We start from the raw sequence: 24,347 nt of genomic DNA, 5'->3' as shown, positions 1-24,347 counted from the left end.
ATGCTAGTCCCTCAATTGTTTCTGGCGCGGGGCGGATTGAGCGTTTCGCGCATTGTGCAGGGCATGATGAATTTGGCGTCCTGGAATTGGACTGTGAAGGAACGCCGCGCTTTCATCGAATTTTGCCTGGAACATGGCATCAGCACGTTCGACCATGCCGATATTTATGGCGGGTACACCTGTGAAGCGTTGTTTGGCGAGGTGTTAGCCGAAGCGCCGCATTTGCGCCAACGTATGCAGATTGTGACGAAGTGCGGCATCAAACTAGTGGCGCCGGCACGCCCCGAACATACCATCAAGCATTACGACACCTCACGCGCGCATATCATCGCTTCGGTTGAAAACTCGCTCCGCGCGCTCCGCACTGATTACATTGATTTGTTGCTCATTCACCGCCCCGACCCACTCATGGACGCCGATTTGGTGGCTGAAGCCTTTGCCCAGTTGCATGCCCAGGGGAAAGTGCGCTTCTTTGGCGTCTCCAATTTCACGCCTTCGCAATTTTCGTTGTTGCAGTCGCGTGTACCGTTTCCATTGCAAACCAATCAGGTTGAATGGTCGCTCCTGCATCTCGACCCGATGTTTGACGGCACGTTCGACCAGGCGCAGGAATTGCGGCGTGCGCCCATGGTCTGGTCGCCTGTGGCGGGAGGGCGGCTCTTCCGTGGCGAAGATGAGCGCGCGCGCCGTGTTCGTCTCGCGTTGCATGGGCTGGCGGCTGAAATGGGCGTTCCACCCGATACGGTCGCCCTGGCGTGGCTGTTGCGTCATCCGGTGCAGGCGGTGCCTGTGTTGGGCACGGGCAACCGCGAACGCATTTTGAACGCGGTGCGCGCCTGCACGCTGAACCTGCCGCGCGAAGATTGGTTCGCTTTGCTGGTGGCGTCGCTGGGTGAAGATGTGCCGTGAAGGAGGGGGAGCGTGCCTGTTTGTCCCACTTGTGGGAATACGGTTGAAGCGCATACCACCGTCTGCCCCTTTTGTGAGCGGCGTATTCGCCAGCGTGGGGGGCGCAAGCGCCGCCCCGCGTCCCCTGTGCACGTTGTCAACCTTGAAGCAGGTATGCCATCGTCGCAGGAAGCCCTGGTACGGTTGCGCAATGCGTTGAACACGGCGCGCCAGCGTGGCAAGAAGGTGGTGAAAATCATCCACGGCTACGGTTCGCACGGCGTTGGGGGTACATTGCGCCATGTCGTGCGGCGTGAATTGAACGCCCAGGTGCGCCGCGGGGTGGTGCGTGTCGTCATTCGGGGTGAGGATTTTCACGCCGCCAACCCCTCGCTCGATATGGTGCTCGCCATGTATCCCGCACTCCGCAACGATCCTGATTTCAATCATCGCAATGAAGGCGTCACATTGGTTGTGTTGTAGTGAAGCGTCCAAGCAGACACCGTATGCGCATTCCAACACGCAAGGTCGGGCATGCCCACCATGCCCGACCTTGTATGAGGAGGATGGGGGAATTATGGAAGCCCTCGGTGTTTTAGGAAGTGGCTTCTTGGAGATCGTGAATCATGGGAGCGTAGTGCGTATTGGCGCCAGAGATGAGCCCCTTACGCAGACACCAGACATGAAATGTTTCGCCTGGAAAACGTGTTTGCATGTATTCACGCACAAGGCTTGCAATCAACAGCCCTGCTTCTGAACACGGAACTCCTTTTTGCCAGCGTTCATTGAAAGCCCCAAAAAGCCCCGGTTCACCGCCGATGTAAATATCCATGCCTTCGACAATCTCGCCATTGACACGTATTTTCTTCCCAATAAGTCCAATTTGCCCCGTGTGCGGTCGTCCGCAAGAGTTGGGGCACCCTGACGCGTGAATGTGAAATGTTCCTAGAATGTGTTTGACTTCCTCACCTAATTCAGCATCGAGGTATTCCACCAGCTCGCGCGTGCGATCTTTGGTTTCGATGAGGGCGAATGGGCAATACGTGTTTCCAGTGCATGCCACCAATCCGCGCCGAAATGGAAGCGGGTTGGGGGAGAGGGTTCGCATCAACGGGTCGGCAAACAGGAGGGGGAGATTGGCTTCTTCTACATGGGGAATCACGATGTTTTGTTCGGGTGTGAGACGGATCTCGCCTGTACCGTATTGCTCGGCAAGGTTGGCTACTGCATAGGCTTCATCCAAGGTCAAGCGGCCTGTGGTCACGTTCAACCCAACGTAGTAGCGCCCGTTTTTTTGGCGATGAAGCCCAATGTGGTCGTTTTGCGCATGGGCATGTGTCAATTCACAACCGGCAGTTTTTGGGGGAAAGGGCAGCCGAGCGATCACCGCTTCCCGGAAAGCGGCAATGCCCATTTCATCAATCACAAACTTAAGGCGGGCTTTTTTGCGCTGCTGACGATTGCCGCGTTCACGGAAGATGTCGAGGATGGCGAGGCAAACGGGCATAACTTGTTCAGCCGAGGGTTCAACAAAAATATCGAGCGGCCATGCGCGTTGGGTTCCCCACGAACCCATAGCACCACCAACCCACACGTTGAAGCCATAGGTGCGCCCTTGCAAAGCGGGGGTAAAGGCAATGTCATTAGTTTCAGCGTGCGTACAGTTATCGCGGCACCCAATGATGGTGATGTTGAATTTGCGAGGAATATCGGCATAGCGCCAGTTGCCGACAATAGCGTCTGTAATAGTTTGCACCAAAGGGCGCGTGTCAAAGACTTCATCATCGGTTAGCCCCGCAACAGGGCAAGTGGTGACATTGCGCACGTTGTCGTGGCCGGTTTGCATGGTCGTCAATCCGACAGATTGCAGTCGTGCCAAGACCTCTGGCACATGTTCCATGCGTATCCAGCGTAGTTGCACTTGTTGGCGAGTTGTGATGTCAATCACATCACGGCCGTAATCGCGGGTGATGTCGGCAAGGGTGCGCCATTGGGCCGCTGTGAAGCAATGTCCTTGCAAAACGCCACCTGGCACGCGTACACGAATCATGAAATAGCCAGGAGTAGGTGGACGATAGAAGACGCCGTACCATTTCAGCAAATCACGTTCATCTTCAGGTATGGCTTCCCATCCTTGTGCAGCCCATTGCATGACACGTGCCCAAATCGCTTCAAAGCCGCCAACATCAGCTTTGAGTTCTTCAATCGAACGTTTTTGTTTCTTGCTCATGGCAACCTCCCATTGGTTGGTACCGATTGACGGCAGCAGTCTACCAGCAAAAAGTGAGAGAATTCAATACCACAAGTAGACCAATTTTGATAAGTAAGAAATTGGAAGCAGTAAACCATTTGTTCCGTAGGAAGTACTTTTTTCGATTTTGTATTCCCCGCTTGTGTTATCCTTGTGCAGAATGCTAGGGATGATTTGTGCATGTTCTTTGTGTATTTGCCCACTTTGGTAAAACCATCATCATTTCATCCACTCTCAAACAGGAAGAAAAAACCATGACGCTCATCATTGGAGAACACCTGGCGCTCTCGTATGGTGCATTTGATATTTTCGACGATGTCAACGTGCAGGTTCCGCCTCGCGCGCGTATTGCGCTGGTTGGTCCCAACGGCTGCGGCAAGAGCAGTCTTGTACGCATCCTGGCGGGCGAGCAAACGCCGACACGTGGGCGGGTCAACCGTGCGCGCACGCTTCGCATAGGGTATTTGCCGCAATTGCCCGATTTGCCCCCCGATGAAACACCACTTGGGTATGTGCGGCGTGCATTCGCTCACCTGGATGAACAGGCGGCGCGTCTGCGCCTTCTGGAACAGGCGCTCGCCGAGCGCCCCGACGACGACGCGCTGCTGACCACCTATGCAGAAGCACAAGCCGCTTTTGAGGCGGCGGGTGGGTACACCTACGAGGCGCGTATTCGCCACATGTTGTTGGGGGTGGGGGTGCCCGAAACGCTGTTCGATACCCCGTTGGCGCATTTGAGTGGTGGGCAACAAACGCGCGTGGCGCTGGCGCATGTGCTTGCCGCCGCCCCCGATGTCCTCTTTCTCGACGAGCCAACCAACCATCTCGATGTCGATGGTGTGGAATGGCTGGAAACGTTTCTGACGGCGTATGAGGGGGCGTTGGTCTTTGTCGCACACGACCGCGCCTTTATTGACGCCGTGGCGACAACAGTATGGGAGTTGTCACATGGGCGTTTGCGCGAATACAAAGGCAATTACAGCGCCTATGTTCGCCAGCGCGCTGAAGCATTGGCGCGTGAACAAGCCGCCTACGAACGCCAGCAGGCGGAGATTGCGCGCACCGAAGCTTTTATCCGCCGCTATATCGCCGGTCAAAAGTCGAAGCAGGCGCGCGGTCGGCGCAAACAGTTGGAGCGCATGCAACGGCTCGACCGTCCGCCAACCTACCGACCGCCGCGCTTGCGGTTGCCGCCCGCCGAGCGCACGGGGGATATGGTGCTGGAACTCAATGACGTGGTAGCGGGCTATGCCCCTGATGCGCCCCTGGTGCGCACGGGCGTTCAGCGTATCACACGCGGCGAGCGCGTGGCGCTGGTGGGACCCAATGGAAGCGGCAAAACGACCCTTCTCCGCACAATTTTGGGGGAAGTGCCGCCGTTGAGTGGGCGCATACGTTTAGGGGCGAAGGTGCGTATCGGCTATTTTGCGCAAACACATGCCCACTTGCGCCCTGATGAGACCGTGTTGGCACACATTCTTCACGAAGGGCTGACATACGAAGCGGCGCGCGCTTTGCTGGCCCGGTATCTTTTTGTGGGGGATGCCATTGAGAAACGTGTCAGCGACCTGAGCGGGGGGGAACGGGCGCGCCTGGCGCTGGCGCTTTTGGCGGTGCAGAACATCACCCTTCTCCTGCTCGACGAACCCACAAACCACCTCGATATTCCCTCACAGGAAGCCTTCCAGGCCGCCCTTGAAGATTTTGAGGGGACGATTCTCTTTGTCTCTCACGACCGCTATCTCATCGAAGCGCTTGCCGACCAGGTGTGGGCGATTGCCGATGGGCAACTCTGGCAATTTGAAGATGGATGGCCAGCGTATCGTGCGTGGTTGCGCGAACAAGCGCGCACCGCTCCCACGGAGCGCGATGGTGCGGCTGAATACGAAGCCCGCAAAGCGGCGCGTCGTGCCGCCGAGCGCGAACGCAGGGCACGCCGGCGACTGGAAGAAGCACAAGCCGCCGTCGAGACGCGCATGGCGGCGCTGGAAGAGGAACTGGCGGCGCTCAGTGCCGCGCTGGCAGCGGCGAGCGAGCAGGGAGATGCGGAGGCGGTGGCGCGTTTGGGTGAAGAGTACGCGGTGGTGCAGGCGGCATTGCATGCCGCTGAGGAAGAGTGGCTGCGGCTTGCCGAGACGCTGGAAGAATAGGCGGGGGAGGGAGGCGTTTTTTGTCGCACCCTTGCCCTAAAATGAAGCAACGATTAAATTGGTGTGAGGAGTAAAGAATGCGGAGAGGCGTGCATGCAAATCAAACTCCATTTATCGGTTCAAACATCACCGCTTTTGCTCCCTGTACACTATAACCAAACCGTCCAGGGGTTCATCTACCATCACTTGAGTGCGAGCATTGCTGAATATCTCCACAATACTGGCTGGCGTGATCAAAAACGGCGCTTTCCTCTGTTCACATTTTCCCGACTGTTTGGAGCGTTTTCGCGGCGGAATGGTCAACTGGCTTTTGAAGAATCTGTTTTCTTCTATGTGGCTTCACCTGCGACAGACGTCTTGCAATCGTTGGCTTCACATCTTGTCAGGCGTGAGACTGTGCGCCTTGGGAAGAGTGAGCTTTTGCTGCATTCGGTGGAAGTCTTGCAGCCGCAACCGCTCTCACGGCCATTGTTGCTGAAAGCACTGTCGCCAATTACAGCGTACAGCACGCTGACCGCGCCCGATGGACGCCGCAAGACGTACTACTACACGCCCAAAGAAGATGAGTTTGGCGCACAAGTGCTTGAAAATTTGCGCAAAAAGCTGCGAGCATGGACGGGTGAGGATATTCCCCCCGACGGGGCAACGTTCCGGCCTGTGCGGGTGAGTAATCGCAACCTTGTGGTGGCGCGCTACAAAGGCACCATCATCAAAGGCTGGACGGGTATCTATGAGTTGGATGCCCCGGAGCCATATTTGCGGATGGCACTAGATGCTGGATTGGGGGCAAAGAATAGCCAGGGGTTTGGGTTTGTGCAGGTGTGGGAGCCGGGGCGGAAGCGGGTGCGTGAGAGTATGGAGTAAACAGTGAAGCGCTGAAAGAAACTCGTAGGAGGTCATGATGCTTCGTGCTTTGCGGGTTCTTGGTGTCATTTTGGGTGGACCACTGGTATACGATCCTGTGAAGGCAGATCAAGTGGTTGCCCTAGAGTTTGATGCACAAGGTCGATATCTGGAGGCCAAGATCTATCCCTTTAACGAGCAGGACTTGCCTCGTTACTTGTATAAAAATGCCAAAGGCAGCAATCCGCCCACGCTCACGCCCACTTTGCTTCTCAATCGCACTTCTATCCAGAAAAGCCTGAAGAATGCGCGCAATGCGTACCGAAAACTGCGCGACCTGAATCCCAGCCTGCCCGATTTGGAATTGACGAACGAGGCTCTCTGGCCTGTCATGGCCGATCATATCGCTCAGGTCATTGAGGGTCTTCGTAAGCGAGAGCGCGTGCTTCTCACCGTGCGCATTGACGGGCAATGGATGGGGGAGCGGGAGGATATCCGCCAAGCCCTGCTGGCCAAATTCCGAGAAGAAGGGCGCGAGAGTGTGGCATTGGGTACATGTGCGATATGTGGTGAAGAGAAGGAGGTCAGCGGCGACATTTCGCCCTTCAAATTCTACACCATTGATAAGCCTGGCTATGTGGTGGGGGGCTTCGACAAAACCTTGGCTTACAAGGCCTTTCCTCTCTGCTACGACTGTCGCGATCTCATTCAGCGGGGTCGCCAGCATGTAGAAGCGAATTTAACCTTCGCCTTTGCTCCGAGCATTCGCTATTTGCTCATTCCGGATTTCATCTTTGGCGCGGAGGCTGTACGTCGGGATGTAATGGACATCCTCATCGAAGACCGCGAGCAACGCCAGCAGCGTTTGCACACTCTGAGCCGTCAGGAGGTCAGGCGTATTACTGCGGACGAGGAAGACATCTTGGACCTGCTCAGCCAGGAACGGGATGTGATGACCTTCCACTTCCTCTTTATGAGTCGTCAGCAGAGCCGCGAAGCAATTGACCTATATGTTCAAGATGTGTATCCCTCACGACTGCGGGCTTTGTTACAGGCCAAGAGCACGGTGGACCGCATCCTGCGCCTTCCCAGAGAAGATGGCACGTGGCGGGAGTATGACTTTACCTATACTATCCTGTATCGTTTCTTCTCTAAAGCTGACCCTAATAAACGAAACCCCGACCTACTGCGCCATTTCTATGACCTGGTGGATCGTACCTTCCGCGTCGCGCCGGTGTCGACTCGCTACCTCATTCCCTTCCTTATGCTTCAAATTCGCCATGATGTGGTCACACCCGACCGCCGCGACCAGGGGCTGTATCGTTGGACTATCCTGGATGCCTTGGCTGCGCTGTTGTTCGTACAATTAACTACCCAAAAGGAGGTGCTTATGTCGGACCAAAATCCTACCACATTAGAAGACTTCCTGAATAGCCTGCCTGCGCTGGACAGCGACCTCAAGAAGGGCTTGTTCCTCTTGGGTGCGCTCACGGAGCGCTTGTTGCGGGTACAAAGCCAAGAGCGGGGCAACGCGCCTTTCTGGAAGTCTCTCAAAAGTCTCAAAATGACTGAGACGGACTTGAAGGGGCTCTTGCCCAAAGTGCGCAACAAGTTGCAGGAATACGACCGGTTCCGTGGGGGCGAGGATATGCTCTTTCAAAAGGCTTCGGCTTACTTTGCCCAGTCCCCATCCCCTTGGAGGATGAGTGTAGACGAACTGAACTTCTACTTTGCCCTGGGTATGGGACTGTTCCCTAAAGTTGCTCAATTTATTTACACCAAAAAGGAGGAGGTTGAAGCATGAATACACTCCAGAATCGACACGAAATCCTGTTCTTGTACGATGTCTCGTGGGCCAATCCCAACGGCGATCCCATGGACGAGAATAAGCCCCGCGTTGATGAAGAAACAGGCATCAACATTGTCACTGATGTGCGGCTCAAGCGTACCGTGCGAGATACCCTGATGGAGTTAGGCCACGAGGTTTTCTTGCGGGAGGAACGTACCGAGGATGGCAACCGCAAGACCAAAGAAGATATCATGGCGTATTACGACAACGACCCCAAGAAGGTGCTGGAGCGATGCGTTGATATTCGCCTGTTCGGTGGCACCTTTGCCATCAAGGGCGATGACCAAAACGCGTTCTCCTTGACCGGGCCGGTACAGTTCAAGTTCGGGACCTCTCTGCACCGGGTGAAGGTGGAACTTATCAAGGGGACCAGTATTATGCCCTCAGCCGCGGACAAGCGTCAGGGCACTTTCACCGAGGTCTATGTGGTACCTTATTCCCTTCTCGCTTTCTACGGTGTGGCCAATGAAAAAGCCGCCGAGGCGACACACCTCACCGAGGATGACCTTGACGCCATGTTCAAAGCGCTGTGGGTAGGGCATAAGGCCGGGACTGATGTCATTACCCGCTCCAAGTTTGGCCATGAGCCGCGGTTGCTGGTGGATATCGTCTACAAGCCCGACGCTCTGACGCATATAGGCGAATTGAATAAATTAGTAGCCTTCCGCAGTGAAAAGGCTGATGAAGCCATCCGCGATATCAGCGAAGGTGTGCTGGACTTGAGCGGACTGGCCGAGAAGGTGGCCAAGTACAAGGACAAGATTGAGAAAGTACGGGTGCTGGTAAGTGACCGGGTGCGCGTGGCGCCGGCTGTGGAGGCCGTGTTCGCCGAAATTCCGGTAGAACCCTTCCCGTGGAGTGATGAAACATGAAAGTAGTTGTCTTTGACCTCTGGGGCGATTACGGTCACTTTCGCCGCTTCTTCACCACCTCCTCGCCGCTGACCTACTCCTTTCCCCCACCCACTGCGGTGCGGGGGATTGTGGGGGCTATCTTGGGCTTGGACAAGGATGAGTATCTGGTGGCTACCGCAGACCTAGCCGTCGGCGTGCGGGTGCTCGCAGCGGTCAAGCGGGTGCGCTGGGGGCAGAACCTGATTTTCACTAAAGGAAGTGGAGACAAGTTCGATCCAACCCTTTTTCGAGATCGCAAGGGCGATCAGAACAAGACGTTGCGCACCCAGGTCAAGTACGAGTATCTGAAAGCGCCTCGTTTCCGCCTCTATGTGGGTGGTGACGCCGTACTCCTGGATGAATTGGCAGCCTTGCTTCAGGAGCACCGCACCCACTATACCGTTTCTCTGGGCCTTTCGGAGTTGCTGGCCGATTTTGCCTACGTGGGTACATATACCGCTCGACAACTTCCACCGGGAACCTACGACCTGAGTACGGTCTTTCCTGCAGAGGTCTTGGATGCTGAACATGGCTTGCAAGAAGCCCTGCACCCCGGCATCAAACTCGCCAAGGAACGGGTAGCCATCTACTTAGCCCCAGACCGCACGCCCTTGCTCTACCAGGATGTAGTGCTGGACATGGGTGGTCGGCCGGTTCGAGTCACGGTGAAAGAGCCCGTGTATCAATTGGACAGTGAGGAGGTGGTGTACCTATGGCCTCCGGCCTCTACTCGCATCCCGGCATCCCGTTAGAAGACCACAGCAACCGGGTGCTGGCTCTGGCCCGTGCCTTACTGAACGAAGCTGCGCCGGCGTGGTGGCAAGATGCGCGCCGGCGCAGCCTGCTGGAAATGGCCGTCGCCCTGCACGACTTTGGCAAGGCAACAATGTTTTTCCAGGAGGCTTTGCAGGGGGAGCGGCGCAAGGACGCCTTTACCCGACACGCGCGGCTTTCGGCCCTGTTCTTCCTGCACCGCGCCACCGCGTGGTTGGGCGAGGAAGCCGAGGGCCATTGGCTCCCGCTCCTTTTCGCCTACCTGGCCGTCCTGCGCCACCACACAAGTCTGAAGAACGTAGCTGACGAACTGCACCCTCCCGACGAAGCTGAGCGGGAAGTGCTGGAAGCCCAAATCCAGGCTATTCCTGCGGACAAGACCAATGCCTATCTGGCCGCGCTAGACCTGCCTGAGGAGATCCAGGCTGTCCTGACCTTTTCCCCCGAAGCATTCCAATCTTGGCTCGGGGATGAAGCCTCAACCCTTTTCCGCACCTGGCGAAGACGGTGGCGTGGTTGGAAGAGGGAAACCCAGGACGCGGAGGGCTATTGGGCTTTCCTGACCGGCTTCTCTGCATTGTTGGACGCAGATAAGTTAGAAGCCGGGGCTAAAGGGTACCTGCCCTCACGGGGGGATGTACCTTCGGATGCAGTAGATTGCTACAAGGCGCGGGTTTTCGGTCCGCCTTCGGTGGAGGGGCTCAACGCAATGCGGGAGCAGGCGTACCGTGAAGTGCTGGCCGGACTCCGTTCCCCAGACCATCATCTGTACACCATAACTTTGCCCACGGGGATGGGCAAGACACTGACTGGTATGGCTACGGCTTTGAAATTGCGCGACTTGGTGCGCGAAAAAACTGGACAGGCGCCTCGTATCATCTACGCGTTGCCTTTCCTTTCTATTATTGACCAAAACGCAGACATTCTGGAGCAGGTGCTGGCTGTGGCTTTGGGGCTCACAGAAGGGGAAGCACCTTCCGCGTCTTCTCCCGACCCCTGCGACCCGGAAGATCGCGGCAAAGGCCTGGTGGAAAATCGCCTGCTTATCAAGCATCACCACTTGGCCGATGTGCAGTATCGGGTGCAAAACAAGGATGCAGATAAAATCGAAGAAGCCGTGCGCGAATTGGACTATGCGGCCTCCCGGCTTCTTACTGAGGGCTGGCACTCTGAAATCGTGGTGACAACCTTTGTGCAGCTTTTCAACACTTTGTTGGCCTGGCGCAACGCTGCGGCGCGGCGGGTGAACAAATTGCACCATGCTATCCTGCTCCTGGACGAGGTGCAGGCTTTGCCCGCGGTGTATTGGCCTTTGGTGCGTAATCTGTTGACCGAGGCCGCAGAACGTCTCGGGGCGTATGTCATCCTCATGACCGCGACCCAACCCTATTTGTTGGAAGATGCTCACGAATTGGTGCCCAATCCTCACGCTTATTTTTCGGTTCTGGACCGACTGGATGTGCATATTCATCTGGAACGCCGGACTCTAGAAGATTTCGTGGCCGATTTCGTGCCCGAGCGAGGGAAGTCCTACCTCTTCATGGTCAACTCCATCGCCGCGGCTCAGGAATTACACAGCTTGTTGGAAGATGCTTTAGACGAGGATGTCGCTTTTCTTTCCACCGGCGTGACGCCTAAGGAACGCCTGGAGCGTATCCGCGCTCTCAAAGCCGGGCGCTACCGCTTTGCGGTCTCCACGCAACTTTTGGAAGCCGGAGTGGATGTGGACTTTGATGTCATCTATCGAGACTTGGCTCCCTTGGATTCGCTGGTGCAGGCCGCGGGGCGATGTAACCGTAACCTGCGTGCAGGCCGACGGGGGCAATTTCACATAGTGCACTGGATAGACGACAAAGATTGCTCCTACGCGCACCGGATTTACGACCCTGTACTGTTGGCCCGTACGCAAACTCATCTGGAGGGGCATACCCATCTGCGGGAGCCGGAGTTTCTTGACCTACTGCGGGATTACTTCCTGGATGTGTGGGAAACAGGTATTCCATGGGATGTAGCCGACGCCCTGTGGGAGGCCGTGTGCACGTTGCGCTTTGACGGCGAGAAAGACAAAGCCTGCGTGCTTAAGGCTAAAGAGGCACCGGGGGCGTATCTCAGCCAGTTCTGTCTGATTGAGCAACAACCCTACAAGTGGGATGTCTTCGTGCAGGTGGACGAGCGGGCGGTAGCCGTGTGGAACGAAGCCAAAGCCATCCTTCGTGCCCTGCGCCGCGACCATGATGTGTGGAAGGCGCGGGAGCGCTTCGCCCGTATCAAGCCTTGCTTTTACCAGTATGTTGTCAGCGTGGCCCTCAAGCCCGAAACCGCGCCCCACTGGGACGACGACTTACGCATTTACGTGGTTCAACAGGATGTGAGGGATGTCTACTACGATTCCGTAACTGGCTTCAAGCGGGAACAGGAAGCCGGCGGTGTGTTTCTGTAGATATGCTTGGAGGTGTCCTATATCCGACCAACAACCTTGGTACGATGAAGAAAAAGTGGCCGAAGTCGTGCTCGCGTTGCTTTACCTGAATTTGTGGTACGATGGCAGGCCGCCGCTGGCGTATTGCCGGGCATGGAAGAGCCTGCCTTGGGAGCCATGGACCGTCTGTATGAGCAGGGGTACATCAGTGACCCGCGCTCCCGGGCGAAAAGTGTCGCTTTCACACCGGAGGGATTGCACCAAGCTCGTGAGGCGTGCCGCCGTCTCTTTGCTCGGCCAGAAGCGGAGATGCCCGCCGCCGACTGTCTCCAAGCCCACTTATACGGTGTACCTGAAGAAGAACGATCCGCAAAAATAAAAGAACTTGAAGAATCTGCTCGCTCCAAAAAGAAAAAGCGCCGCTAACTGTTCCACGTTTTCTTGGATAGACGGCTGTTGAGGAGGGTATTTGATGTCCGACCGCATCACCGGCACCCTCATTTGGTATGCCATGATTTGTGAGCGCGAAGTCTGGCTTATGGCCCATGAAATTGAGCCGGATCGTGATGATGCGCGGCTAGAGTGGGGGCGTTTTTTGGGTGAAATGAGTTATCCGCGCAGTCGCAAGCGCGAAATCAGTCTCTCGGGAATGCGTTTGGATGTTGTTGAGCGTCGGGGTACTCGGCTTGTAGTGGGTGAAATCAAAGCCTCATCTCGCTTTGTGGAGGCTACACGTATGCAGATGCTCTTTTACCTTTGGCGGCTGCGCGAGATGGGCGTGGAGGCCGAAGGGGAATTGCGCTTTCCCGAAGAACGTCGCCGCGAGCGCGTGGTGCTGGATGTTGATGCTGAGGCACGTCTGGCGGAGGTCTTGGCGCGTGTGGAGACCATCTTGGAACAGCCTCTGCCACCTGCGGCGAAACGCATTCGCTACTGCCGTGCTTGTGCGTATCGTGAGTTTTGTTGGAGTGACGAGGAGGATTGACATGGGGCAGCGCTTGTATGTGCTTTCCAGTGGGCGCTTGCGACGCCAGCAGAACACATTGGTGCTGGAAACTGATGAAGGTAAACGATTCTTCCCCGTGGAACAGGTGGATGAAATCCATGTCTTCGGCGAAATAGACCTCAACAAGCGTTTACTCAGTTTTCTTACACAGCAACGTATTCCGGTCCATTTTTACAATTACCATGGGTATTATATCGGTACTTACTATCCGCGGGAACATTACAACTCTGGCTATATGATTCTGCGCCAGGCTGAGTATTATTTGGATGAGTGCAAGCGCCTCGATTTAGCGCGGCGATTTGTAGATGGGGCTTTGTTCAATCTTTACAAGGTTGTTCGTTACTATCGAAACCGAGGAAAGCCGCTGGAAAATGTAGAATCATCTATTGAAAGCCACCGTTCACGCCTTGATGACCTCCATGATATTGCTGCCTTGATGCAAGCAGAGGGGCAGGCACGCGAAGCCTACTATAGCGCGTTTGACATTATTTTGGACGATCCTGATTTTGCCTTTGAGCAACGTTCTCGCCGTCCTCCGCGCAATCGCATCAATGCATTGATTTCTTTTGGCAATTCTCTTCTCTACACAGCCGTACTTTCCGAGATTTATCATACGCATCTGGACCCACGTATTGGCTTTTTGCATGCAACAAACTTTCGCCGTTTTTCTTTAAACTTAGATGTGGCTGAAATTTTTAAACCTGCTCTTGTTGATCGTGTTATTTTTAGCCTTGTGGCAAAGAAGCAAATTCAAAGTCGGGATTTTAGTGAAGAGTTAGAGGGTTTGTATCTCAATGATCGGGGACGACGTGTTTTTTTAGAAGCGTGGGAAAAGCGATTGGCAAGCACATTTCGACATAGAGGGCTTAGACGGAATGTTTCTTATCGTCGCGCCATTCGATTGGAGTTGTATAAAATCGAGAAACATTTGATGGGTGAAAAGCCATACACCCCGTTTCATTTGCGTTGGTGAAAATGAGAGGATTACACAAAATTGGAAGGAGTGCCTTTGGCAATGCCGATCTCCTCTCGGCGAACATCTTTGGGAGAGCGTATTGTATAAAAGAGCACGCTATCTTCATCTTCCTCAATCACCTGTCGGATTTCAGATTTCAGGCGTTTGAATTGCGCATTGGTGAGCGAGCCTTCCATAACGGAGTTTTGCACCCACGTTAAATATCGTCGGCCAATGTGAAGCACTTTTGAGACACGTTGGACGTTGACATCATAAACCATGATCACATACATTTTTGGCTTTCCCCCTTATGGTCGAAGTCGCTAAAGGATAGATTGGAGACATTTTCACGGAGTTGGTTGGATACAGGGATGTCGTCGAAGTGAAATAGTGCTTGAAGCCTATGAGATAGACGACATGAAGAGTGTAGAAAAAAGGCTTTGGAATGCAAATTTATTTGACAAAAACATTTTTCTCAAGTATTTTGCCTCTCGAGCGGCATGTCAAATCTACGCAAATTTTGGTTTTTAGCCTACCTATGAGGGATTGAAACGGGCAAACAGGGCAATGGGATGGCGTGGAGTGGACGGCGTTTTTAGCCTACCTATGAGGGATTGAAACGACACCTCCACGACCACATCTGTTTGAAGATTGGAAAGTTTTTAGCCTACCTATGAGGGATTGAAACGCAACAGGAACAATGGAGCGGTTGGGGAGAGGTGTATGTTTTTAGCCTACCTATGAGGGATTGAAACAAGACATACTGGGACATCATCTTCCACCGGATCGGGTTTTTAGCCTACCTATGAGGGATTGAAACAAGACGGGATGCGCGTGCGCCGCGTCCAGGTGGCGCTGGTTTTTAGCCTACCTATGAGGGATTGAAACAAGGACAAACAATCGGCATTGCTGAGGCTGGGCGCAGTTTTTAGCCTACCTATGAGGGATTGAAACGGGCTGGTTTCGCTAGCAATCGGCGGGCTGCGAACGGGTTTTTAGCCTACCTATGAGGGATTGAAACTTGCTTCACTTTGGGCGCGCGAGGTGCGGCGTGTGCGTTTTTAGCCTACCTATGAGGGATTGAAACACCACAAGCAGCGCCGTTGAGGTGCGATACAAACGGTTTTTAGCCTACCTATGAGGGATTGAAACCTCCTGTCTCTTGGCTTAGTAAGTATCCTACTCATGTTTTTAGCCTACCTATGAGGGATTGAAACTGGCTTTGGTTTCCGGCTTTGCTCCTGGTAATTGTGTTTTTAGCCTACCTATGAGGGATTGAAACTCAAGAGCCAAAAAGGATTGCGAAGCCACAAAATCAACCGTTTTTAGCCTACCTATGAGGGATTGAAACGAAAAGGTAAAATGGGTGGTCAATCGAGAGGAAAAGTTTTTAGCCTACCTATGAGGGATTGAAACTCGAGAACCCCAACATGGTGTCAGCAAATGAGTTTGTTTTTAGCCTACCTATGAGGGATTGAAACGAGCAAAACATACACGATTACAGTAGTGGCGCGTGGTTTTTAGCCTACCTATGAGGGATTGAAACATAACCTGATGGTGGCGATACCGCAAGAACGTTGAGGAAAGTTTTTAGCCTACCTATGAGGGATTGAAACATGCGTTGCAACGCGCATTGTGGCCGTCAGCGTTGAAGTTTTTAGCCTACCTATGAGGGATTGAAACCCGATACGCCTCAGCAAGGGCGACAATAGCATCATGTTTTTAGCCTACCTATGAGGGATTGAAACCTCGACCAAAACATGTTCATTGACGCGCTTATGCATTGTTTTTAGCCTACCTATGAGGGATTGAAACGTCGGAATCAAATTCGTCGAGACCGTCTTCGAGCATGGTTTTTAGCCTACCTATGAGGGATTGAAACCGCTCATACGGCAGCGTCTCAACGACCTGTATGACCGTTTTTAGCCTACCTATGAGGGATTGAAACTACCACGCGGCAAAAGGTGGCACGTATTCGACCAACGTTTTTAGCCTACCTATGAGGGATTGAAACAAATCGGAACACTCGCGCCGTCCAACGGATAGTTTGAGTTTTTAGCCTACCTATGAGGGATTGAAACGTGTTGACGTGATGCCGTGGCTTCAAGGGATTGTGGGGGTTTTTAGCCTACCTATGAGGGATTGAAACAGGCGCGTAAAAGCCCTCTTTTGGCGCTTGCTTCCACGTTTTTAGCCTACCTATGAGGGATTGAAACGTCGCCCGCCGAATGGGCGCGCGAGTTGGAAAAGGGTGGCGTTTTTAGCCTACCTATGAGGGATTGAAACCCTGACAGCACAAAGACAAGCCATGCGCGTCGCGACGGTTTTTAGCCTACCTATGAGGGATTGAAACTATGAGGAATGGCGCTGGTTGGTCGCCGACGTATCGCGTTTTTAGCCTACCTATGAGGGATTGAAACCCGTGAAAATGAAGCCGAATTCACTACAATGGTTCACGTTTTTAGCCTACCTATGAGGGATTGAAACCAAATACGCCGTGGCACCAGCCACAATGGTGAATGGTTTTTAGCCTACCTATGAGGGATTGAAACGGGCTGAGCGAAGTGCTGACGGTGGACAAAATGGGCGTTTTTAGCCTACCTATGAGGGATTGAAACCCGCGCGTATCGCGCGCGCAGCAGGGAAGGTTTCCCTCGCGTTTTTAGCCTACCTATGAGGGATTGAAACTTTTCGTTCCGCGCTTTCTTCTCCTTGACATTTTCGTTTTTAGCCTACCTATGAGGGATTGAAACCGCGCCCAACACCACACGCACGCCGGCCGCGCGGCCGGGTTTTTAGCCTACCTATGAGGGATTGAAACACCACACACGCCGCGGTCGAGCATCGAGGTTGTAAAGTTTTTAGCCTACCTATGAGGGATTGAAACTCTGGCTCCGATGGTGAAAACTGAATGAGGAGGGACGTTTTTAGCCTACCTATGAGGGATTGAAACCCCAGCCGGCTCTGTTTCTTCGTGGCGAAAATTCTTGTTTTTAGCCTACCTATGAGGGATTGAAACTAACCAGTCGAAATGCTGGAGGGACGCTAGCGTGAGGAACGTTTTTAGCCTACCTATGAGGGATTGAAACGTCTCTCTCTACCACCAACACCTAGCACCGCCGGCGCAGGGGCGTGAGTATGGGTATGTTGACACGGAGACGCTCATGCGCGGGCGGATTTGTGTAAAATGGTGCAATGATACAATCTTCCATGTGTTTGTCCCGTTTATTACCAACCCATAACAAAGGAGGCTCTCTGTGAAACGTCGTATCTTGTTCGCAATTTTTGTATTGGGATGCGCCTTCGTCCTTACACGAGGCGCCTTGGCGGGCGGGGGTGCGGGGAAGACGTTGTATCTTCCGCTGATCGCAGCGCCTCAACCGTTGGAGTACATCATATCAGGGGATGATGCCATTGCAGGAAGTCACTATCAAGAGGGGCGTACAAAAGAAGAAGCAATAAATCCACCATTCCATAACTATAATATCCCTTGGGCAACGGACACTGGCTTTGCTGGCATTGAGATGTTCTACTTCCCAGATCCTCTTTATGAATTTTACCGCTCGTTTTTAGAGGTAAGTCTCCCCGACCTTTCTTGGCAACCTGACTCAATGGCAATCACTTGTAATTCCGTCTGGTTTGCCGCGATGTACCCTGAACAAGCAACGCTCTCTATCCACAAGGGGACATGGGCTGGCTCCCTTCGGGATGTGGAGGGGCAAGTAGATGCTGTCAAATACCACTGGGATAAATTTGAAAATACACCTCTTCAGCAATTCCAATTGGGTCCTGATGACTCAGTAACCTATCAGTACACTTACGAGATCAATAATCTGAAAAAAGATATTGTTGACAGCGACGGACGCATGCGGCTTGTCTTCCGGTTCCACAATGAACTGGATTGGGACGCGAGGGTTGATCAGGAGATACGATGGGGATGCGACATATCCACTATTACATTACGACGGTCTTCGCCCTAATCCTTGTTTTCCACAGTAATGTAGCGATGGCGCAAGGACCAGTATACACCCCTTACCAGTTTGAAACTTTCAATGGTGGGGCGTGTACCGCTGGTTGGGCGGTCGAGAGAATACAATCAGTAGATTGCACAGGCGATACAGTTTTAGTTGACAGTGACATCACAAAGCGCGAGAACACGCGCCTGTGGCGCAACGACCTGTTTCCAGCGCCGGGGCAACCCTGGGCGCTGGAAGTCCGGTACCGGTACCCGTCTCTCCGCGGGTACGGGACGGACGCCCTTGTCGTGTTCGAGGCCGCCTACAACGGTGAGCAGTCTTGCGTTTTTAGCCTACCTATGAGGGATTGAAACCCATCAAACACTCTTATGCCTCTTCTTGTTTACCCTCACCAGATACCCAGCCCAACCCACTTCACGCTTGCCCCTAGCACCAAGCGTTGTACCATGTGCCATCATGCAGTGAATGTAATGAATGTGTGGAGGGGGAGAGACAGCGTGAATACAGCCTATGTTTGGCTTCTCTTGGGGGCATTGGGGGCTGGGGGATTGGTCGCTGGCGGCATGGCGCTCCAAGCAGGTCTCTCTGCGCGATACCTCTCTCGCCTGTTCGCGGGAGTCCTTGTTGGCATGGCGGTGGGCGCGCGTTTGGGGGCTGTGCTGGGCGCCGGCGGTGAGTGGCGAGCATTTCTACGCCCCGATTGGATGATGGGAAGTGCGCATGGTGCACTCATAGGTGCGCTGGTGGCATGGTGGTTCGCAGCGCCAGGGCGTGATAGGTGGAAAATCGCCGATGCGCTGGCAAGCGGTGCGTCGGTGGCATTGGCGGTTGGCTGGTTGGGTATGTTGCTCCACCCGGTGGTGTATGGAAGCCTGTGGCGTGGCGGCATGCTACTGCCTGACGCAGCGGGTATCGAAAGTGCGCGGTTCCCCTTGGCGCTGGTGGCAAGTGCGTGGTACGCGATTGTGGCGCTTTTGCTCGTCGGTATTTGGCGTGTGCAGAGGCATTCAGGGTTTGCTGCCTGGGTATGGCTTGTGGCGTTCGGCGCTCAGCACGCCCTGCTGGGATTTGTGCGTGGCGATGCGGGTGTTTGGATTGGCATGTGGCGTGTGGAACAGGTGATAGGTGTGGTCGAAGCAGGCGCAGGCTTGCTTATGCTGGCTGTTTGGCGTTGGCGGCTTCAACGCCATTGATTGATCGCCTGCTCGCCTTTTGCACCGCCTGGCGCGTTTGCTTCCAGAACATACCCCCACCCCCTCAAACCACTTTCCCCGCTTTTGGTTGCTTCCTCTTCACTTGAAAACCATGCGCAATTGGCAGACACTTCACGTTTGGTATAATTCGCGCCGTTCTCGTGAGGAGGAGGGAGGTATGCGGACAGTGCAGGTGCACCTGGACGACCGTGTCGAAATGCGAAAACCGCATCCGTGTGGCGGGCGCACGTGGCGCATTGTGCGCGTGGGCGCCGATATCGGCATGGTCTGCGAAACCTGTGGTCGCCGTGTGCTCATTCCGCGCGATGTGTTCAACAAGCGCGTCAAGCGCGTGCTTCCCTCGCAGGATGAAACAGCGACTGGGGGCGTATCGTGACGCACGAGGAACAAGACGCCCCACAATCGTACCGCGATTTGCTGCGTTTGCGTACATTCCGCACACTGTGGATGAGCCAAACGCTCTCGCAAACAGCGAAGAACGGCATCCACTTTGTGCAGGTGGTCATGATTGACCGCCTGACGCATTCAAGTAGCCACGTCGGCATCATGATTCTGGCGTTTACCATCCCCGCCGTCATTTTCAGTGCGCTTTCCGGCATTGTGGTTGATCGTTTTTCGCGCAAGCGCATCATGATATGGAGCAACGCGCTGCGTATCCTGACGGCGTTGAGTTATGTCTTTGCGTTGACCTTTTTGCATGGGCGTTCACTTTTGCTCTGGATATACCTCATCACCTTCTGCTCCTCAGCATTGGGACAGTTTTTTGGTCCGGCATTGGCGGCGGTTATTCCGCAACATGTGCCCAAACGCGCGTTGTTGCTCGCCAATTCGCTCTTCAATATCACACTCATCGCCACCCAAATTTTTGGCTTGTTGGTCGTCTTCCCCCTTGTCATCAAAGTGGGGCAAGCATTATTCGGCGTTGATGGCGGGCTCAAACTGGCCTTTTTAGTCATTGCGCTGATGTACGCCATTGCAACCTGGCTTTTGACCACCATCCCACCCGACCAGCCGCCGCGCCTGGTGGGCGGAACCGCCTCTTGGCGCAAAACCGTGCGCGATTTCCGCGAGGGCTGGGCGTACATTCGGCGTCTCCCCGTTTTGTGGGTGCCGCTCATCAACCTTACGCTGACAGCGCTCACCATCATGATTATGGCGCTGCTCGCGCCGGGATTTGCTGCGCGTGTTCTCCATGTGAACCAGGAAGACGCGGTCTACATTTTTGCTCCCGCAGGCGCTGGGTTGTTCCTTGGTACAGTGCTGATTGGGCGCTACGGGGGGCGTTGGCGGCGCGAAACACTTTCCAACACGGGGTTGGTGCTGATTGGCGTGGCGCTGGGGGCGTTGGGGCTAGCCGGCTGGCAAGCGCAGGCAGCGCAGCGTCTGGTGATTTTGATGACGAGTGCGATTTCCTTTGTGTTGGGTGGCGGCTTTGCCATGGTGGGCATTCCGTCCCAAACCATGTTGCAAGAACGCACAACGCCTCACATGCGCGGGCGGGTGTTTGCAGCGCAGTTTATGGCGGCGAACATTGTGGGCATGCCGCCGATGTTGCTGGCTGGTTGGCTAGCAGACCACTTTGGTATTCCCACGGTTGCGGTTCTGGTGGGCATTCTCGTGCTCGTGGTAGCCACCATCACGGTGGCGCTGGCGCACCGCTACCACTTTGTGCCGACGGGCATAGCCGGTTTCGGGCGTGATGGTGCGCTTCCACCACACGCCACAGGCGCAACGAGCGCTGATGTAGGTTGGGAAACAGAAGTGAAGCAAGAGGCGAAGCGGGAGTTATAATGAAGCGAGTGTTATTTTTGATAGCCGATACCGGCGGCGGGCATCGTGCAGCCGCTGAGGCGCTGGTAGCCGCTTTGGAACAGGTGGCTGAGCCGGGTGCGGTGGCGTGCCGCATTGTTGATTTTATGAAAGAGACCGCGCGCGCACCGTTCAATCGCGCCGGCGACATGTATGGGCCTGTGGTGAATTATGCGCCCTGGCTGTGGGGGCTGTCATTTTATGCAACCTATCCGCGCCCGGTGCGGTGGATAGGGACAACGTATATCGAGAAAGTGTATGGGGCGGGGCTGGCGCGGATTTTCCGCGAAGAACGCCCCGATATTGTCGTCAGCGTACACGGCTTGGCGACAACGGCTGTGGCGCGCGTGTTGCGCCGTGTGGCGCCGCAGACGCCGTTTGTCGTCGTGGTGACTGATTTGTCGGTGGCGCACCCCTTTTGGTTTTGCCCGGACGCCACCGCCTACTACGTGCCCAGCCAGGATGTTGCTGCGCGTGCACGCCGATATGGCGTACCGGCGTCGCGGATTACGGTAGCCGGGCAGCCTATTCACCCCCGTTTTGGTGAACCGCAAGGCCATCCAGCAGACTTGAAACGGGCGTTTGGGCTTCCCCCCGACCGTCCGCTTGTGCTCATCATGGGTGGGGGTGAAGGCACAGGACCTCTGCGAGCGCAGGCGGAAGCGGTGGCGCAAAGTGGTTTGCCGCTCAGCCTGATGGTGGTGTGTGGGCGCAACAAACGGCTTTACCGTCGTTTGTCCGCGCAAGAATGGCCGCTTCCCACGGTCGTGTGTGGCTTTGTGCGGGATATTCCAACCCGCATGGCGGCGGCGGACGTGTTGATTACCAAAGCGGGGCCTGGCACGATTGCCGAGGCGCTGACGGCGGGGCGACCATTGCTCATTGGCGAGTACATACCCGGTCAAGAAGCGGGGAATGTCTCCTGGGTGGTGGATGGCGGCGCGGCGTTCTACACGCCCAAGCCATCTGATATCATCGCAGCGTTGCATCAGTTGTTTGATACGGCCGGGCGTCCAACGCCGCGCTATGAAGCCATGGCGGCACATGCACGCCGCATGGCGCAACCTGACGCGGCGCTGACGATTGCCCGTGGACTGCTTGATCTTCTGGGAGATAGACCTGCGCCTACGCCGTCGGCGGCGGCTGTATGAGGCGCACCAATTCTTCAATAATTGCCGCTTCATCTGGGGTGGGTGTGGCGTCCAGCGTGGCGAGAATGGCGTCCAACGCCTCGCCGCGCATGGCGCGTATCGTCATTTCCACGCTTTCGGCGAGCGCCGGCGGGTTGTATCCCCCTTCTAACAGTGCCACAACCGGCGCGCCCAATGCCTCCGCGTAGCGCATCGTTTCCTGTGCGAGCCAGGCAAACCCCGCTGTTGTAATGCGCATGCCGCCAAGCGGGTCGGTGATATGCGCATCGTAGCCGGCTGAAACCAGAATCAAATCGGGCTGGAATGTGTGGAGCGCTGGGGCAAGCAGGCGCTCCCATACCAGCATGTAGCCTGCATCCCCCATACCCGCCGGCAAGGGCACATTCAGCGTAAAGCCTTTCCCCGCGTCAGCGCCTTGCTCGCGCCAATGCCCGGTGCCGGGGTAGAAGGGGTATTGGTGCACCGAGAAGAAAAAGACAGTGGGGTCGGTGTAGAAAATCTCTTGCGTGCCGTTGCCATGATGCACGTCCCAATCGAGAATGAAAATGCGCGCCAGCCCATGACGCTGCGCATGGCGAGCGGCGATAGCAATGTTGTTGAAAAGGCAAAAGCCCATCGCTTGGTCGCGGGTGGCGTGATGACCAGGGGGGCGTACAAGCGCCATCGCGCGTTTTGTTTCGCCCGTTGCCACCGCTTCCACAGCGGCACACGCAGCGCCTGCCGCACGGCATGCGGCGTCGAATGAAGCAGCGTTGACATACGTGTCGGGGTCGAGATAGACCAGGCGTTGCATGGCTGCAGCGCGCAGGGCGGCTTGTTCCACCTGCATGATGTGGCGCTGGCTATGAACGGCGGCGATATGCTCGTGGGTCGCGTCGGGGGGCTTCCGCCAGTGAAGATGGGGCGCCAAGCCCACCTGTTCCAGGTGGCGGCGAATGGTTTGCAGGCGTTCCGGGCGTTCCGGGTGGTGCGGCGCGGCGTGCGCCAAAAAAAGGTCGTCATACCAGACAGAGACGGGGTACATGGCGCATCTCCTTTTCTTTGACATCCCCACACCATCGGACTAGGCTATTTCTACACCCCATTTGATTGTGGAGCAAAATCATGCATATCGAGCGGCTCTCTCCCAACGAGGCTGTTGGGCATATTTTGATGCATAGCGTGGTGGACGCCGAGGGGCGCAAAGCCATCAAGAAAGGCACGCGGCTGACGCCTGAGCATGCCGACCGCTTGCATGCGTTGGGTATCGAAACGGTGGAAGTCGCCGTGCTCGCTCCTGATGATGTTCACGAAGATGCAGCCGCTGAGCGTCTGGCGGCTGCGCTGGCAACGCCCACCATTACCATGACGCGCGGCGTGGGCGGGCGCATCAATCTGCAAACGCGGGTGCTCGGGGTGCTGCGTATCGAGCCCGCGCGATTGTTGGCGCTCAACGCCATCTATGGCATCACCCTGGCGACGCTCCCCAATTACGCCGTAGTCGCGCCCGAACGTGGCAGACAGCAGATTGCGACTTTGAAAATTATCCCCTACGCGATTCCGAACGATTTGCTGGAAGCGGCCGAACGGCTGGCGCGTGCCACGCCGCGTATTCTCGATGTACACCCCTTGCCTCACTGGCGCGTGGCATTGCTCATCAGCGGCGACCCCGCAGCGCATGCCCGCTTGCAGCGCCAATTTGAACCGCCGACCAGAACGCGCGTGCAACAGTTGGGAAGCGACCTGGCGACGGTCGTTTGTGTGCCGCACACCGAAGAGGCTATCGCTGAAGCGGCGGGGGCGTTGCTGGCGACGCACGATGCGCTTGTGCTTGCCGGGCAAACCAGCATCATGGATTGGGACGATGTGGCATTGCGTGCGTTGCGTGCTGTGGGGGCAGAGGTGGCGGTACACGGCGCGCCGGTCGAGCCTGGCAACTTGCTGGCGCTGGCGTACTGGCACAGCAAGCCGATTGTGTGTGCGCCGGGATGCGCCAAGAGCCTTTCGCGCAATGTGGTGGATTTGGTGCTACCACGCTTGTTCATCGGCGAACGGTTGGGACCGCGCGAGGCGGCTGCGCTGGCAATGGGCGGCCTGTTGCGTGAAGAGCGGCGCTCGGTGGCAAAAGCGGAGTCGAATTTGTCATAAATTCAAAAAGCGAAATACACACGCGGCGCATGTTCAGGTGC

General features: G+C 55.5%; 20 protein-coding genes and 1 CRISPR repeat array. Of the genes, 17 read left to right on the top strand and 3 right to left on the bottom strand.

The genetic code is table 11. The features are described 5' to 3' along the window. Together SE16_RS03980 and SE16_RS03975 are read left to right on the top strand one after the other, a co-directional pair. Complete coding sequence (locus SE16_RS03980) at positions 1-909, top strand: aldo/keto reductase (protein ID WP_054494206.1); 909 nt, start codon at positions 1-3, stop codon at positions 907-909. Between the two features lie 12 nt (positions 910-921). Then, positions 922-1,371 carry a Smr/MutS family protein gene (locus SE16_RS03975; protein WP_054494205.1) on the top strand — a complete coding sequence of 150 codons (450 nt, stop codon included), beginning with the start codon at positions 922-924 and terminating at the stop codon, positions 1,369-1,371. Positions 1,372-1,483: 112 nt separating this feature from the next. Here SE16_RS03975 and nirA read toward each other — a convergent pair whose 3' ends face one another. Then, positions 1,484-3,118 (bottom strand): hypothetical protein, encoded by a 1,635-nt coding sequence (nirA, locus tag SE16_RS03970; protein ID WP_054494204.1) that lies wholly within the window; start codon positions 3,116-3,118, stop codon positions 1,484-1,486. A gap of 275 nt (positions 3,119-3,393) precedes the next feature. Between nirA and SE16_RS03965 the strand changes: the two genes are divergently transcribed. From SE16_RS03965 to cas1b, 9 genes are all read left to right on the top strand, one after another. Beyond that, the gene (locus tag SE16_RS03965; protein WP_054494234.1) at positions 3,394-5,289 is read left to right on the top strand and encodes an ABC-F family ATP-binding cassette domain-containing protein; all 1,896 of its coding nucleotides are present in this window, start codon (positions 3,394-3,396) and stop codon (positions 5,287-5,289) included. Between the two features lie 93 nt (positions 5,290-5,382). Next, entirely contained in the window at positions 5,383-6,153 is a 771-nt protein-coding gene (gene cas6, locus SE16_RS03960; RefSeq protein WP_054494203.1) for a CRISPR-associated endoribonuclease Cas6, read from the top strand. Between the two features lie 37 nt (positions 6,154-6,190). Then, on the top strand, positions 6,191-7,936 hold the full coding sequence (locus tag SE16_RS03955; RefSeq protein ID WP_054494202.1) for a TIGR02556 family CRISPR-associated protein: 1,746 nt from the start codon (positions 6,191-6,193) through the stop codon (positions 7,934-7,936). Next, a complete protein-coding gene (gene cas7b / locus SE16_RS03950) occupies positions 7,933-8,853 on the top strand; it encodes a type I-B CRISPR-associated protein Cas7/Csh2 (protein ID WP_054494201.1) in 921 nt (306 codons plus the stop codon). Before SE16_RS03955 ends, cas7b begins: the two co-directional genes overlap by 4 nt. Further along, positions 8,850-9,626, top strand: a complete 777-nt coding sequence (gene cas5b, locus SE16_RS03945) for a type I-B CRISPR-associated protein Cas5b (RefSeq protein WP_054494200.1) — start codon at positions 8,850-8,852, stop codon at positions 9,624-9,626. The genes cas7b and cas5b overlap by 4 nt, the downstream gene beginning before the upstream one ends. Next, complete coding sequence (locus SE16_RS03940) at positions 9,587-12,088, top strand: CRISPR-associated helicase/endonuclease Cas3 (protein ID WP_054494199.1); 2,502 nt, start codon at positions 9,587-9,589, stop codon at positions 12,086-12,088. The genes cas5b and SE16_RS03940 overlap by 40 nt, the downstream gene beginning before the upstream one ends. A gap of 156 nt (positions 12,089-12,244) precedes the next feature. Beyond that, positions 12,245-12,493 (top strand): DUF6429 family protein, encoded by a 249-nt coding sequence (locus SE16_RS16330; RefSeq protein WP_201782261.1) that lies wholly within the window; start codon positions 12,245-12,247, stop codon positions 12,491-12,493. A gap of 46 nt (positions 12,494-12,539) precedes the next feature. After that, positions 12,540-13,052, top strand: a complete 513-nt coding sequence (gene cas4, locus SE16_RS03935; RefSeq protein ID WP_054494198.1) for a CRISPR-associated protein Cas4 — start codon at positions 12,540-12,542, stop codon at positions 13,050-13,052. Position 13,053: 1 nt separating this feature from the next. Then, positions 13,054-14,046: a type I-B CRISPR-associated endonuclease Cas1b gene (gene cas1b / locus SE16_RS03930; RefSeq protein ID WP_054494197.1), complete on the top strand. Its 993-nt coding sequence runs from the start codon at positions 13,054-13,056 to the stop codon at positions 14,044-14,046. Positions 14,047-14,057: 11 nt separating this feature from the next. On the opposite strand, the gene cas2 is transcribed toward cas1b, so the two are convergent. Next, entirely contained in the window at positions 14,058-14,321 is a 264-nt protein-coding gene (gene cas2 / locus SE16_RS03925; RefSeq protein ID WP_054494196.1) for a CRISPR-associated endonuclease Cas2, read from the bottom strand. Positions 14,322-14,551: 230 nt separating this feature from the next. Next, positions 14,552-17,117: direct repeats of the CRISPR family, unit length 30 nt; unit sequence GTTTTTAGCCTACCTATGAGGGATTGAAAC. Between the two features lie 168 nt (positions 17,118-17,285). Here cas2 and SE16_RS03920 point away from each other — a divergent pair. From SE16_RS03920 to SE16_RS03895, 5 genes are all read left to right on the top strand, one after another. Further along, on the top strand, positions 17,286-18,008 hold the full coding sequence (locus SE16_RS03920) for a hypothetical protein (protein ID WP_054494195.1): 723 nt from the start codon (positions 17,286-17,288) through the stop codon (positions 18,006-18,008). 494 nt (positions 18,009-18,502) lie between these two features. Beyond that, positions 18,503-19,198, top strand: a complete 696-nt coding sequence (locus SE16_RS03910) for a prolipoprotein diacylglyceryl transferase (protein ID WP_152918129.1) — start codon at positions 18,503-18,505, stop codon at positions 19,196-19,198. A gap of 178 nt (positions 19,199-19,376) precedes the next feature. After that, entirely contained in the window at positions 19,377-19,595 is a 219-nt protein-coding gene (locus SE16_RS03905; protein WP_054493197.1) for a DUF951 domain-containing protein, read from the top strand. Beyond that, positions 19,592-21,010, top strand: coding sequence for an MFS transporter (locus SE16_RS03900; RefSeq protein ID WP_054493198.1), 1,419 nt, complete (start codon positions 19,592-19,594; stop codon positions 21,008-21,010). Before SE16_RS03905 ends, SE16_RS03900 begins: the two co-directional genes overlap by 4 nt. Further along, positions 21,010-22,179 (top strand): MGDG synthase family glycosyltransferase, encoded by a 1,170-nt coding sequence (locus SE16_RS03895; protein WP_054493199.1) that lies wholly within the window; start codon positions 21,010-21,012, stop codon positions 22,177-22,179. The genes SE16_RS03900 and SE16_RS03895 overlap by 1 nt, the downstream gene beginning before the upstream one ends. Here SE16_RS03895 and SE16_RS03890 read toward each other — a convergent pair. Then, positions 22,154-23,203: a histone deacetylase family protein gene (locus SE16_RS03890; RefSeq protein WP_082374277.1), complete on the bottom strand. Its 1,050-nt coding sequence runs from the start codon at positions 23,201-23,203 to the stop codon at positions 22,154-22,156. The genes SE16_RS03895 and SE16_RS03890 overlap by 26 nt on opposite strands. 80 nt (positions 23,204-23,283) lie before the next feature. Here SE16_RS03890 and SE16_RS03885 point away from each other — a divergent pair, with 80 nt between their 5' ends. Then, positions 23,284-24,306 (top strand): molybdopterin-binding protein, encoded by a 1,023-nt coding sequence (locus tag SE16_RS03885; protein WP_054493200.1) that lies wholly within the window; start codon positions 23,284-23,286, stop codon positions 24,304-24,306. Positions 24,307-24,347: the final 41 nt, after the last annotated feature.

Origin of the sequence: Ardenticatena maritima, assembly GCF_001306175.1 — a bacterium.
GTDB classification, from domain to species: Bacteria; Chloroflexota; Anaerolineae; order Ardenticatenales; family Ardenticatenaceae; genus Ardenticatena; species Ardenticatena maritima.
The sequence above is the reverse complement of the archived record's forward strand: the minus strand, read 5'-3'. Positions and strand labels throughout refer to the sequence as shown.

Coding starts and splice junctions, on each gene's coding strand:
- SE16_RS03980 (WP_054494206.1), top strand. CDS start 1: ATGCTAGTCCCTCAATTGTTTCTGGCGCGGGGCGGATTGAGCGTTTCG.
- nirA (WP_054494204.1), bottom strand. CDS start 3,118: ATGAGCAAGAAACAAAAACGTTCGATTGAAGAACTCAAAGCTGATGTT.
- SE16_RS03965 (WP_054494234.1), top strand. CDS start 3,394: ATGACGCTCATCATTGGAGAACACCTGGCGCTCTCGTATGGTGCATTT.
- cas6 (WP_054494203.1), top strand. CDS start 5,383: ATGCAAATCAAACTCCATTTATCGGTTCAAACATCACCGCTTTTGCTC.
- SE16_RS03955 (WP_054494202.1), top strand. CDS start 6,191: ATGCTTCGTGCTTTGCGGGTTCTTGGTGTCATTTTGGGTGGACCACTG.
- cas7b (WP_054494201.1), top strand. CDS start 7,933: ATGAATACACTCCAGAATCGACACGAAATCCTGTTCTTGTACGATGTC.
- cas5b (WP_054494200.1), top strand. CDS start 8,850: ATGAAAGTAGTTGTCTTTGACCTCTGGGGCGATTACGGTCACTTTCGC.
- SE16_RS03940 (WP_054494199.1), top strand. CDS start 9,587: ATGGCCTCCGGCCTCTACTCGCATCCCGGCATCCCGTTAGAAGACCAC.
- SE16_RS16330 (WP_201782261.1), top strand. CDS start 12,245: ATGGACCGTCTGTATGAGCAGGGGTACATCAGTGACCCGCGCTCCCGG.
- cas4 (WP_054494198.1), top strand. CDS start 12,540: ATGTCCGACCGCATCACCGGCACCCTCATTTGGTATGCCATGATTTGT.
- cas1b (WP_054494197.1), top strand. CDS start 13,054: ATGGGGCAGCGCTTGTATGTGCTTTCCAGTGGGCGCTTGCGACGCCAG.
- cas2 (WP_054494196.1), bottom strand. CDS start 14,321: ATGTATGTGATCATGGTTTATGATGTCAACGTCCAACGTGTCTCAAAA.
- SE16_RS03905 (WP_054493197.1), top strand. CDS start 19,377: ATGCGGACAGTGCAGGTGCACCTGGACGACCGTGTCGAAATGCGAAAA.
- SE16_RS03895 (WP_054493199.1), top strand. CDS start 21,010: ATGAAGCGAGTGTTATTTTTGATAGCCGATACCGGCGGCGGGCATCGT.
- SE16_RS03890 (WP_082374277.1), bottom strand. CDS start 23,203: ATGTACCCCGTCTCTGTCTGGTATGACGACCTTTTTTTGGCGCACGCC.
- SE16_RS03885 (WP_054493200.1), top strand. CDS start 23,284: ATGCATATCGAGCGGCTCTCTCCCAACGAGGCTGTTGGGCATATTTTG.